The sequence below is a fragment of the Nitrospirota bacterium genome (genome assembly GCA_016212215.1).
Classification (GTDB): Bacteria; Nitrospirota; 9FT-COMBO-42-15; order HDB-SIOI813; family HDB-SIOI813; genus JACRGV01.
In genome coordinates, this window is the sequence record JACRGV010000096.1 from 1 (window position 1) to 11,844 (window position 11,844).

Genomic DNA, 11,844 nt, shown 5'->3' on the forward strand with positions numbered 1-11,844 from the left:
AAGTGTTATAAAATGCTTTCCAAATTTGTTGTATATCTTTGCCGACTATCTTAAAAGAAATAATGTTCAAGACCTTCAGGTTGAAGCGATATCTTGCACGGGAGAAAATCTATATGCTTATCAGCGGCGACTATTGGAAGATATTTTTAAATGCCCCGTTTTTGAAAAGTATGGAACAAGAGAATCCGGTGTGATTGCCTGCGAGTGTTCCGTGCACGATGGAATGCACATTTTCGCCGAAGGTGTATACTTGGAATTTCTAAAAGACGGCAGACAGGCATCTTCTGGAGAAATGGGAGAAATTGTTGTAACCGATCTTTTTAATTATGGAATGCCATTAATACGATACAAGATAGGCGATGTAGCGGTTGTCACCGACAGAAAATGCCCCTGCGGCTCTAACCTGTTGCTGATCGATAAGATTATCGGCCGAGACAGGGATATCCTTATTGCTCAAGATGGTACCCCCAAACCAGGATATCTTTTTGTGGAGGTTGTAAATAAACACAATATCCCTGCGCGATGCCAGTTTGTCCAGGAGGATGTCGATAGTCTCCTGGTTAACATCGTTAAACTAAATGGATTTGAGGAGCGATATTTGACGATCATTGAAAGCAACTGCAAGAAAATCTTAGGCGGCAGTGTTAACGTCAAGTTTATATTTATGAAAGATATCCCGAGGGAGAGTTCAGGAAAGTTCAAATACGTTTATTCTACGAAAAGCCCTTTCTTGAAAAATAACTCAAACTAATGGATAGAAAACCGATCAAAATCTGTTTCGTTATTGACGCATTGAACATAGGTGGCACTGAAAAACAGTTAATCGAGATTATAAAAAATATAAACCCTAAGAAAGTTCAGAGTTACCTGGTATGCCTTAGAGATTCTGAAATGTTGAAAAATACTGACATAGAGTGCATGAAGCTTCTTCTCGATGTGAAGAGTTTTAAGTCTTTTGATATTTTCAAAAAGATCGAATTCTTCAGGTCTTTTCTTGTACGGGAAGAGATTGACATTGTCCAAACCTTTTTTATAGATGCCAACTTATTAGGCGTTATAACCGGCAGACTTGCAGGAGTAAGAAAGATCATTTCAAGTCGCAGGGACATGGGTTTCTGGTATAATAAAAAGCTTTTAACTTATTTGAGGATTGTCAACAGATTTGTTGATCGGTTTATGGTAAACGCGGAAGCCATAAAAAATAATCTTTCAAAAGAGGAAAAGGTTCCGCATTCCAAAATAGATGTAATCTATAATGGCATCAATTCTATATTCTGGGAAAGGGTTGACAAGGGCAATAGAACCGCCATCAAGAAAGAACTGAAGATACCAGATGACCATATTGTAGTTGGATGCGTTGCCAACCTTAACCGCAAAGTTAAGAGAGTAGATATTTTTATTAAGGCATCTGCTATCATAAGTCGCGTAATAAGAAATGTCTCGTTCCTTATCATAGGTGATGGATACCTTAGAAATGAACTCGTTGAGTTGACAATGGACCTGAATGTCAAAGACAAAACGATATTTGCAGGACAATGTGATGATATTACCTCATTATTGCCAATCATAGATATCGGCGTACTTACCTCAGACTCCGAGGGTTTTTCCAATGCTCTTCTCGAATATATGGCAGCAGGCATTCCAACTGTTGCGACGGAAGTAGGAGGAAATAGAGAACTTGTCGCCCCAGGTGAAAACGGGTTTTTAGTCCCTCCAGGAGACCCGCAATCCGTGGCAGAATCTATCTTAATGCTTATCCGGAATGATGAATTAAGACTGACGATGGGGAACAACTCAAAACATAAAATACGACAGAAATACACGACAGAAAAAATGATTGAAAACCTGGAAAATTATTATGCCCATCTTCTTGTTTAGTGGGGCTATTTAAAAGTCATGAAGTTATTAATATGCCTTTTATTGGTTGTTGGTATAGTCTATGGGTATAAAATTATCACCAAGAAAATTTATATATGGTTTTCCTCTTATCTTTTCTGGGTCGTGAAACAACGCTGGATTAGAAAGGACATCAAGAAGCCGGTTCATATCATGTTTCTCATTTCAGATCATTTTGAACCGGGTCCAAATACCGATATTGTAAAAGAATGGGTTAAAAAATATCCTGGAATAGCCCAAAAACATCACGATGCGGACGGGAAGGCACCAAGACATACGTGGTTCTATCCATCAGAACATGCAGGCGAGAGGCTTGAACAACTGCAGATACTCACCGAGCTTACTGCAAGGGGTTTTGGTGAGATAGAACTTCACCTTCATCACCATAATGACACTGAAGAAACTTTACGGCACAAACTTCAGGATGCTAAATATATTTTCAACAAGGTTGGAGCACTGGTAACCGTGGAAGGCCAGATAGCATTTGGATTTGTGCACGGCAATTGGGCACTCGATAATTCGATAAAAATTGGAAATGAAAACCTGTGTGGGGTGAACAATGAACTAATCATATTAAAGGAAGAAGGCTGTTACGCTGATTTTACCTTCCCGGCAATCAATACTGATGCACAACCTCGTAAAATTAATAGCATATATTACGCTACTGATAATCCTTCAAAACCGAAATCGTACAATTCCGGGATAGATGTCACCGTCAACAGGGCGGATATTACCGGTGATTTAATGATTGTCCAAGGTCCATTGACACTCAATTTTAACTTAATAAATCTAAAATTTACTTTTTATCCAAAGATAGAGAATGGTGGTGTTGAGGCCGGCAATTCGCTATCATCCGCTACAGTAGATCAATGGGTTAAGGCAAATATTCATGTAAAAGGCAAACCTGATTGGAAGTTTATAAAGGTCCATACACACGGTGCTTTACCAGACAGCATGAATATATTCCTGGGTGATACGATGGATCAAATATATTCATATCTCGAAACAAAGTATAATGATGGTGTGAACTATATATTGCATTATGTTACAGCTAGAGAGGCGTATAATATCATCCGGGCTGCAGAAGTAGGAATGTCAGGAGATCCGAATCAATATCGTGATTATTTAATAAAACCTTATAAAAATTCAATGTAATGGAAATTATGGAATTTACTTTCTGGGTTTTTATAGGTTTGATATTTTATGTATATTTGGGATATCCAATATTGTTGTTCGTACTTAATTTTTTCTATAAAATACCAGAAATAAAAACATCTCCCATCTTTAACAAAAGAATCAGCATAATTATATCCGCCTACAATGAGGAAAAATTTATTGCCTCCAAAATTGAGAACATCTTAAGCTTGGACTATCCGGAAGCCTTGGTAGAAATCATTGTGGGCTCCGATGGGTCTACGGATAGAACAAACGAAATTGTCAGCCAATATCAGCAACGAAATCTAAAGCTATTTGCGTTTAAAAAAAATCGCGGTAAAACAGCTGTTCAGAATGATTGTGTGGCAAAGGCAAATGGTGAGATTATTATATTTATGGACGCAGCTTCGCTATGCAATCAGGCAGCGCTGAAAGCATTAGTCAAACATTTTGAGGACGAAAAGATTGGCTGTGTCGCCGGCAGAATTATATACACGCAAAAGAGGGGGAATATAGTTGAGGAAGGACAGGGGCTTTACTGGAAGTACGAGCAAATACTAAAAAGGTTAGAAGGCAAAATTGGGTCGCTCGTAGGAGTAGATGGCCCCTTGTACGCAATCCGCAACAAGGCTTATATTCCCTTAAAACCTGAAATCATCAGTGATCTGGTTTCTCCCCTGCTGGTTCTAGGACAAGGGTATAATGTAATTTTTGAGCCGGATGCGATTGCATATGAAGAAGCAACGACAAATACTCACGATGAATTTAACACAAGGGAACGGGTCGTTCTGCGCGGCTTGGCAGGTCTTTTTAATCATTTTGAATTGTTCAATTTCTTAAGGTATCCTTTCTTGGTTTTTCAACTCATATCACATAAAATTCTTAGGTGGCAAATTGGCTTCTGCTTTTTAGGTTCAATAGTCACTTCTATTTTTCTTTCTAAGACAGATTATCGCTACGAAATCTTCTTATATATCATTGTCTTTTTCTGTCTTATAGGAATATTGGGATTCTATTTAAATAAAAACGGTAAAAAAATATTTATTTTCTCAGTTCCATATTATTTTCTGCTGGTGAATTTTGCAGCCATAGTCGGCACTTTAAATTTTTTAATGGGAAAACGTATTATTTCCTGGATCCCTAAGCGCAGTTGAATATTTCTTTCTCTTGCAAAGAAATAAAGGGTAGACTGAATATGTCAATTAGAAAAAGATTGGAGGTTATCTATTGGTTCCTTGAACACCTTATAATACCTCAGCTAAAACACTCCCAATTAATTTATGAGGAGATACTTAAAAAGCACATCAATAAAGATTCTGTATGGCTGGATTTGGGTTGCGGTCATCAAATTCTTCCTGCTTGGCGTAAAGAGGCGGAGAAAGTATTGGTTCGTAGCTGCGATAGTATCGTAGGTATCGATTATGAACATGAATCACTTCTTAAACATCGATCAATCAGTCTTAAGGTTCGCGCAAATATTGCTTCGCTTCCTTTCAAGAGCGGGACATTCGATGTAATCACCAGCAATATGGTACTCGAGCATGTTAAATACCCTGAGAAAACTCTAAAAGAAGTAAGTCTTATATTAAAACCAGGCGGAATTTTTATCTTTCATACGACGAACTTAAATAGTTATTCTGCGATGATTAGCCGGTTGATTCCTACAAGTTTTCAAAAGAAGTTGGTCAAATTATTGGATAACCGTAAGGAAGAAGATACTTTTACTACTTATTACTTGATAAATACACCCGGAGCCATAAAAGAGGTGGCCGTTCGCACTGGTTTTAACATAAAGATGATAAGGCTCACCGTTTCATCGGCAAGATTGATTGTCTTGCCCCCATTAGTTATTTTGGAACTATTATGGATAAGGATTCTGATGAAAAATTGTTTAAAGAATTTGAGAACTAATATTGTCGTCATATTAGAGAAAAAAACGCAGACCCTTTGAGTTTTATAGAAATGGGTAAGATTAAACTTGCCTTATGTTCCGCCGGTGAATTGTATGGTGGAGTAGAACAATTCATGTATACTCTCTCAGAATATCTAACCAAGGATTCTGAGATAGACCTGACTGTAATAGTCCTTCATAAAGGACTTCTCTACGAGAAGTTAAAAGAATCGAAGATATCTATAGAACTCGTGCAAGAAAGATTCAAATATGATTTAACAACTATTTTTAAAATTAACAAAATTCTAAAAACAAAAAATATAAACGTAGTTCATACAAATGGTTATAAAGCAACCATTCTGGCGGGAATCGCTGCAAAGATATCCGGGATAAAGTTAATCAAGACAGAACATGGGATAATAGAACCTGCGAAAGGGCTTAGACATTACAAAATGATATTCAACATTCTCATTGATAGGGTGGTTTCAAGATTTCTTCTTAATGCCATAGTTTACGTCTCAAAGGAAATGCAAAATAACTTTAAAAACCCTAAAGGCCTTAAAAATCTTGTTATCTATAATGGAATCAAGCCGATTATTCACTCAGCGAATGGCAAGACGTCCGGTTTTTTTAATATTGGAATTATAGGAAGGATAACGGAAGTAAAGGGCCATATTTACTTACTGAAAGCACTTAAACACTTGGCGCATTTAAGTGGAATCAAAGTCTACATTCTGGGAAGTGGCCCTCTTGAGCATGAGCTCAAGATATATTGCCATAGAAATGGGATTTCAGACAAAGTTCACTTTATGGGCTTTCAAAAAAACATATACACATACCTGAGAAACCTGGATCTTCTGGTAATGCCCTCATTGAATGAGGGACTACCTTATACCCTTCTTGAAGCGATGTATCTTAAGGTTCCAGTTGTTGCCTTTGCAGTAGGTGGATTGAAAGAGGTGTTAAAAGACCATCATACAGGAATACTTGTTCCCTCAACCGATGTGGATTCGCTTGCTAATGCAATTGAAAAACTATACACAAATCCACCCCTAAGAAAATGGATTGCCCAGAATGCTTTTACCGAAGTGTCAGATAATTTCCGTGCCGATTCTATGGCAAAAAGGTATATCGATGTTTACCAAAAACTGGTGACAGAAAACTTTACATCATTACAACCCACTTGATCAACAATCAATATATGTATAAGGTAATATGGATTACCTGGTTGGAACATCGAAGAACGGAAGAACTATGCAAATCATTCGATATCCCACTTTACATTTTTGTTTATAAGAAGAACAGATTTTTAAGATATCTTACTCTTTCTTTAAAAACTATCTATAAGCTCATTATCATAAAACCTAACATTCTATTTGTCCAAAATCCTTCTCTCGTGCTTTCCTTACTTGCTGTTTTGTGTCGGCGCACATTCCTGAAAAAACTGGTGATTGATTCTCACACCTCAGGCATCTTCCCTTTTGGCGGGCAATATAGGAGTCTCAATATTTTGAGCAGATTCATCCAAAGGCATGCCGACATTACAATCGTAACAAATTCATTTTTAAAAGATATCGTGGAGCAGAACGGAGGCAAGGGCTTTGTATTGCCGGATAAAATACCTAATCTTTCCCCAACCGGAGAGATAAAACTCAAAGGTCATACAAATGTTGTCTTTATCTGTAGCTTCTCGTGGGATGAACCATACCTTGAAGTTATAAATGCCGGCAACCTACTCGATAAAAACATTGTGATATACATAACTGGTGACAACAAGAAAGCAACTAATACTTTACCAAGGGAATTACCGGAAAATATAATTCTAACAGGATTCTTATCTGAATGTGAATATGTAAACCTGTTGAACGCAGCAGATATTATAATTGATTTAACAACAAGAGAGGGATGTCTTTTATGCGGTGCATATGAAGCAATATCACTTGGCAAGCCCTATATACTTTCTAAAACACGCTCCTTAACGGAATATTTTAGCAAAGGATGCGTACACACAGATAATACAAGTCACGATATTGCAAGCTCTATAAAAGTGGCTATCGCCAATAAAAAACTCCTGCAAGAGGAAATATGTGAATACAGGAACCACATGGTAAATAAATGGGATACAAACTTTAACATTCTAAAGAAGATAATTAGATTTTGATTTGTCCTTTTATTGAACCCTAAGATTGGTTGGAGCCCTCGGACATTTTGGGCAGATATAGTATCCTTTTGCATTTACATTACCGTTAGCATCAAAAACGTACAGATAAACGTTATCAAGATTATTGAAAGAACCCTGATTAACCGTTATCGTTATAGAAGTGTCCGTCCATGCGGAAGGGATTTGAACTTCTCTAATGGTCGAAGCTGATAGGGTAGAAGCATTACCAATTTCAATTCGTGCCCATGTATTATCTATGTATATGTTATCTGCGTATGTGATATCTCCAGCCCTTCCTGAACTGGAACCTACCCATCCTCCAATATGAGGCTCCTGAACCCCAGGGTCGTTTGTGGCAGAAAAGGAAATACCAGTCCCACTTGATATCAGGACATTATCCACATATATACTCGCAGAACCGTTTGAACCGTACGTCCCGTTATAATCTATGTCTAATATCACCTTAAAATCATACCACTGGCCTGCTACCGCAGTAAAATTTCCCCATGAGGTTTCGGGGGACACGTTACACAAATATATTTTTTGAAACTCATGCCTCGTGCATAAGCCAATATTCGGGGCAGCACCATCCCAATTATCCCCCCACATAAATATTTTTTCATTCCCAGTACCTCCAGAAGTATTGAAAGTGAAGTTCGGGTCCCACCGCCATTTAAAAAAAGCTATAGTTCTGTTTAGTGTTGTCCCAACTGGTTTTGATGCCCACCGAATTGTATAATTGTTAAATGATTCAAACTGAAGGTATCTTGTGGAATTAGAACTAAATTGCCCTGAACCTGCTGAATATATATTATTTCCAATTACGCTGTTATAGTTAGCTGAAACAGTGCCCGTTTCAGCATCATCCCACCAAAGCGGAGATCCCAGTGCTTTTGTTCCAAAACCACTTCCGGTAACTGTGACTGTTGCGCTTTGACTGACGGTTCCGGATACGTTTGTTATGTTGGGCTGTGCAACGGCCTGATAGTTAAACATAAGCATATAACCAAACAATACGATTGTTAATGATATTTTTATCATTGTGATAATAAGCCTCCTTTAAAGCTCATTGGATAACCTTACTTACTTCGTTCGAATAATCACTTTTATTTCCTGCTGTATCATACGCTGTTACGGCAAAATAATAGGTAGCGGGTGTAAGGTTTTCTATCGTATATTCGATTGTTTGAAGATTGGCTATTTCTACCATTTCTGTATAAATACCCGATGATGTTCCATAATATATTTTAAATCCTGCCAGATCGGTCAATGATGTCCCATCTGCATTCGTAGTTGGTGGATCCCACGAGAGTTTTGCAGAGTTGTCACTTCCGACTGTTTCACTTCCTCCACCATTTCCACAACTATTTAGTGTCAAAATCGCCAGTGCTAAAAGAAACAGGTAGATTGAAGCACGGATAATATTTCTCTCCATAATGTCTTCTATAAATTTCTTTTCTTCCTTTTATAACATATACTATCACACCTGAAAATACAACCCGCCGTATTGTCAGCCATATTAATGGGGTAAACAGGATTACCATGTTTAAGGCCGCAGAACCTGAAGCTCCCGGATATTCCCCATCTCCTACAACATTTTTAATGTATCCACATCCTCCACCCTTAGTTCCAGTGCCACTGCTGTTATTCCCACTTATACCATTTCCACCACCACTTGTACTGACGGTTGCATTTTCAGACACCCTGAGCAGAAATTTCTTCTGAGAATTGGGTGTACTATTATAGGAATATTCGGAAGAGGCCCTCATGCCTACTTCTTGATTACTATCCTGATCTATAAGTGTAAAGTTTAAATTATCAGGAGCATTGAGACCCCACTTTATGTTTATGGTATTACCTTCTACTGGTGAGTTGACCTCAATTGTCCATTCCTTAGGAAGTGCATCTGAGCGAAGGTCTCTCCATAGCTTCTGCTGTTCAGCGGCGTATTCAGGATGCACGAGATATGCCTGTATGGGACCTTTTAACAGGGCTACAGTGTCAAACGCATTATCATACGTGTCTGTGGCACTCTGTTCCGTTCCAATGGTTAGCTTGTTTGAGGCTGTGCCGGTGTCGGAGTTTGGATCCGACGTTGACACATCGAGGGTGAGTTGCCAGGCTGCTGAACCTGTGATGGTACTGCTTAATATTAGTAGGGTTGTTAGGATGATAGTGCTGAGAATCTTATACATTTTTATGTTGCCTCCGTAAAGTTCCCCCCTCACCCTTGCCCTCTTCCCTTGGGGAGAGGGTATTTTGAAGATTGTTCAATGGTTAGGAGGAGGTGGTTATGGTTTATATATTACCAGCTCGTATTGGTCTCCTTGCAATATAGAAACCCAGTAGCCTTGCCATAGTTTGATGGTGGCGTCGGTGTACATATTGAAGTCGTATGTGCTTCCATTGAAGTTATAGATTGCGTTACCAATCCAGCCGGCTATGACAGCATCTTCGTAGTTCTTTAATTCACCAGTGCTCAGCCTTCTGACATATGTATTTCTTAGAGCCACTTCACTTGTGTACGGGTTCCCTATCATATTCCAGCCTGGTTGTAGTGGAATGGCCATGCTTGGGGCAGTGATCGCAGTCCCTGTGATATTAAGAACGGCATTGTCCGTGTTAGACTTGAGCATGTATCCATAGCCTGCTACGACATTGGTTTCTGCTATGAATGCACCATCAGAGCCGCCAAGCCCGTTTGAGCTCCACCAGTATAACTCTGCCGTAGCGCCTACAATACCACCGAATAGTGTTTGAACATCCGTTGTGGACGGGACAAGTGGTAATGATATCATGGTGTATCCTTGCCGTATTGAAGTAACAGGCAGCGGGGGAAGATTATTGCTGTTAATTACATTGGAAATCCCTGATACATTTCCCTTCTCATCTACTGCCTTTATGGCAAAGAAATATATGCTATTTGTCTCCAGTTGACCTGCCTGTACTGATTCAGTTGATCCTGCTGCCTTAGGAGCAGCAACTCCGGTCACCGGAACCGCGTTAGAAAAGGTTATTTCACCTTGTGCAGTGGTAAGTCCATCCTCTATTATCTTCTGAGTGGACATTCTCAGGTCATAGGCTGATGCTGTCCCCTCAACCCCATCTGCGCCAGTGGCAGTCCAGTCGAGTATTACAGAATTCCTTGAACTTGCCCCAACTCTTACAGTAAGAGCCTGAATTGCAGTTGGTGTATCTGGCTGAGCCACCTTCTGGGTAGTGAAATTAGACCCTGCCGATATGCCCTGATTCCCGGTCTGATCGCTTGATATTACCCTGAAGTAGTATGTCATATTCTGTGTTAGCCCTGAAAGCACAACTGAATGAGTTGTGACGAGGGTATTGTCAACATTACTCTGGCTTCCATAAGTCTGACTTGTCCCATACTCAACCTTTGATGAGGAGGCCTCATTGGTAGTCCAGGTAATGGTTGCTCCGGTAGTTGTAATGTTGGTTGCAACAGCACCTGAGATTACAGGCGCTGTGGTGTCCGGCGGCGTTGTTGTAATAAATGTGTAGTCATCAGATGTTGCAAGATTCCCGGCAACATCTTTGCTTTTTACGCGGAAGTGATAAGTCGTTGATGCTGACAGGTTGTTGAGTGTAACGCTGTGGCTTGTGACGTTGTTGCTATAGAGGGGTGAGGATGAACCATAAGTTGTGATAGTTCCATATTCGACCTGTGAAGTGGAGATTTCGTCAGTTGTCCATGTAATTGTTACAGAGTTATTGGATAGCCCGCTTGTCCCTATGCTTGAAAGGGCAGGAGCCGCACTGTCCAATGAAATTGTATCTGTATAATTTGTAGAGGTATTCCCTGCGCCGTCTCTATATTTTGCATAAACGGTCTTACTTCCCTGACCGCCGGATAGAGTCCATGATTTGGTGGTAGCGAAAGACTCCAGGGTGCTCCATGTTGTTCCATCATTTGATAACTGCATCTGGCTGCATCCAGTCCCCGCATCACTACAGGAAAGGGTTAATGTAACTGAAGCAGAACTGGTATATGTGGCCCCACCATTAATCAATATAGTGCCGGTTGGCAGTGTTGTGTCAGGTGGTGCGATAGTTGTAAAGGTGAAATCAGATGATACTGTGAGATTGCCACTTGCATCCTGACTCTTTATCCTGAAGTGATATGTAGTCCATGCTGTAAGCCCGCTTAAGGTAATGCTGTGAGATGTTACTTGTGTGTTGTCTATGGCCGTTGATAGGCCATATGATATGCTTGTTCCATATTCTACTTGTGATGAAGATGCCTCATTCGTTGTCCATGAGATAGTTGCTGAGTCGCTCGTAATACTGCTTGTAGTGGCATTTGAGATAACTGGTGCTGTGACATCAGATGATGCGGATATAGTCTTCGAGACTTCATTAGAAAATGTGCTCTCATTTCCTGAAGCGTCATATGCAGTTGCAGCAAAGTAATATGTGGTATTGTCAATCAAACCGGTTACTGTGTAAGTTGTAACGCTACCTGCAGTAATTACCGTACTGTAATTTCCTGAAGATGTCCCGTAATAGAGCTTGTAACCCGCGAGGTTGGTTAATGTTGTTCCATCTGTATTCGTTGTTGGCGGATCCCATGAAAGGATTGCCTGGCCAGCGTTGGCGGCAGGTATAATTCCAAAGAGGATAACTAATATGTATACACAAATATATGACAGATGACTGATTATTTGTGCACGTACATACTGTCTGCTTTGTAGCACCCTTTGCATCTATGCCCCCTTCTATCAAA

11 protein-coding genes are annotated in these 11,844 nt (G+C 39.7%); 7 read left to right on the plus strand and 4 right to left on the minus strand.

Annotation, left to right across the window (positions count from 1 at the left end; genetic code table 11):
• Positions 1-133 precede the first annotated feature (133 nt).
• The 7 genes from HZA08_08820 to HZA08_08850 all read left to right on the plus strand — a co-directional run bounded on the left by HZA08_08820 (position 134) and on the right by HZA08_08850 (position 7,103).
• Positions 134-751 (plus strand): phenylacetate--CoA ligase family protein, encoded by a 618-nt coding sequence (locus HZA08_08820; GenBank protein ID MBI5193526.1) that lies wholly within the window; start codon positions 134-136, stop codon positions 749-751.
• Positions 751-1,878: a glycosyltransferase gene (locus HZA08_08825; protein ID MBI5193527.1), complete on the plus strand. Its 1,128-nt coding sequence runs from the start codon at positions 751-753 to the stop codon at positions 1,876-1,878. The genes HZA08_08820 and HZA08_08825 overlap by 1 nt, the downstream gene beginning before the upstream one ends.
• 123 nt (positions 1,879-2,001) lie before the next feature.
• Positions 2,002-3,051, plus strand: a complete 1,050-nt coding sequence (locus HZA08_08830) for a hypothetical protein (protein ID MBI5193528.1) — start codon at positions 2,002-2,004, stop codon at positions 3,049-3,051.
• Between the two features lie 8 nt (positions 3,052-3,059).
• Positions 3,060-4,205: a glycosyltransferase family 2 protein gene (locus HZA08_08835; protein ID MBI5193529.1), complete on the plus strand. Its 1,146-nt coding sequence runs from the start codon at positions 3,060-3,062 to the stop codon at positions 4,203-4,205.
• A 41-nt stretch (positions 4,206-4,246) separates the two neighbouring features.
• The gene (locus tag HZA08_08840; protein ID MBI5193530.1) at positions 4,247-5,002 is read left to right on the plus strand and encodes a class I SAM-dependent methyltransferase; all 756 of its coding nucleotides are present in this window, start codon (positions 4,247-4,249) and stop codon (positions 5,000-5,002) included.
• Between the two features lie 11 nt (positions 5,003-5,013).
• Positions 5,014-6,129 (plus strand): glycosyltransferase family 4 protein, encoded by a 1,116-nt coding sequence (locus HZA08_08845; GenBank protein MBI5193531.1) that lies wholly within the window; start codon positions 5,014-5,016, stop codon positions 6,127-6,129.
• A gap of 323 nt (positions 6,130-6,452) precedes the next feature.
• A complete protein-coding gene (locus tag HZA08_08850; GenBank protein MBI5193532.1) occupies positions 6,453-7,103 on the plus strand; it encodes a glycosyltransferase in 651 nt (216 codons plus the stop codon).
• A gap of 9 nt (positions 7,104-7,112) precedes the next feature.
• Here HZA08_08850 and HZA08_08855 read toward each other — a convergent pair whose 3' ends face one another.
• The 4 genes from HZA08_08855 to HZA08_08870 form a co-directional block, all read right to left on the minus strand.
• The gene (locus HZA08_08855; GenBank protein ID MBI5193533.1) at positions 7,113-8,144 is read right to left on the minus strand and encodes a hypothetical protein; all 1,032 of its coding nucleotides are present in this window, start codon (positions 8,142-8,144) and stop codon (positions 7,113-7,115) included.
• A gap of 25 nt (positions 8,145-8,169) precedes the next feature.
• Positions 8,170-8,481 (minus strand): fibronectin type III domain-containing protein, encoded by a 312-nt coding sequence (locus HZA08_08860; GenBank protein ID MBI5193534.1) that lies wholly within the window; start codon positions 8,479-8,481, stop codon positions 8,170-8,172.
• Complete coding sequence (locus HZA08_08865) at positions 8,468-9,298, minus strand: hypothetical protein (GenBank protein MBI5193535.1); 831 nt, start codon at positions 9,296-9,298, stop codon at positions 8,468-8,470. The genes HZA08_08860 and HZA08_08865 overlap by 14 nt, the downstream gene beginning before the upstream one ends.
• 96 nt (positions 9,299-9,394) lie before the next feature.
• Entirely contained in the window at positions 9,395-11,824 is a 2,430-nt protein-coding gene (locus HZA08_08870; protein ID MBI5193536.1) for a fibronectin type III domain-containing protein, read from the minus strand.
• Between the last annotated feature and the right edge of the window lie 20 nt (positions 11,825-11,844).